Here is a 1,157-nt window from a genome sequence, read left to right on the forward strand (position 1 = left end):
ATCGCGCATCTTCTCGATGAAGAGGAATATTCATATCCTGAGGGAATAAGACTGTCCCAGAAATACCAACACTATTGAGATGCCGTTGTTCGCCATCACAGATGGCATATATACTTCGTAAACTTGTATGAAATCCAGTGCCAATTACCGACTGATTATCAGCCTGAGACTGTTCCAACATGCGAATTATTCGACGCGTTTGAGTCAGCGCATCATCAATAGAACGTATGGCGTTCTGCATGCCGATCTGGCTCTCATTTGAATTCGAGAAACCAGATATCTGATTCAGTGACAATGACGCATCCACGAGATCGTTGGTTACGTAATCATGGAGATTTCTGGCAATAACGTTCAGTTGCTGCTGTCGCTTTACTTGCGCAAGTGCCTCATTGGCAATTTTTTGCCTTCTGAGGAAAAAGCCGGACAGAAAAACAAGAACTACGAATGTAGTAAAAGAAACAATTTCTCCGTCGACGAAGAATGCCGGTCTATACAATATCTTTCCTACTATTTGCGCAAACCAGATAACAGCTGCAACCGCGGCTCCACGCAAAGAAGAGACAAACGACGACGCCCCTATAGCGAATAGCGCAATGGTAGTAGTCATCCATCCCGTAGGATTACTAACCAATGATGAGATTATCCATAGTGCTGAAACAGCCCAAACGCCAATATTCGGCCGCAAACCAAAGAGAATGATGCTGATCGCATCACTGATGCAAATGAATATGGAAAACCAGTCATTCATTTGCCAGACAAGCAGCAGATCATCTATTACAACAAGCGGAAGACAACAAAAAGAAATGATGGAGATCCATCCGTATGGAAAGAACCGCTCTTTACCTTTGCGTATCAGTTGCAAATAATTATCAGGTAACATCATACAAGTATTTCAAAGTATATTCAGACGACCACAATATGCGATCACTTCTGACCAATTATCTAAGTGAAACTTTTTCTTTATATTCCTCCTATGCGAAAAAATTGTATCCTCGCTGATATTCAAGTGTTCTGCAATTTCCTTTGTAGAGGATTTGGCTTTGTATAGTTTCAATATCTCTAACTCTCTGGCAGAAAGTCCTGAAAGAACATCAGCCATATTCGAATGCTCCAAGGCGACATATTCCTTTACTGCATAAAAGTCAGAACTCTCCGGA

The 1,157-nt window shown here is 41.7% G+C and carries 2 protein-coding genes; both read right to left on the reverse strand.

Features of this window, described 5'->3' with window-relative positions; genetic code table 11:
- On the reverse strand, positions 1–883 hold an 883-nt coding region (locus tag BTIS_RS11510; protein WP_143248957.1), incomplete at its 3' end, for a sensor histidine kinase.
- 9 nt (positions 884–892) lie between these two features.
- On the reverse strand, positions 893–1,157 hold a 265-nt coding region (locus BTIS_RS11515; protein ID WP_211279458.1), incomplete at its 5' end, for a response regulator transcription factor.

This window comes from Bifidobacterium tissieri (assembly GCF_002259645.1).
Taxonomy (GTDB): domain Bacteria; phylum Actinomycetota; class Actinomycetes; order Actinomycetales; family Bifidobacteriaceae; genus Galliscardovia; species Galliscardovia tissieri.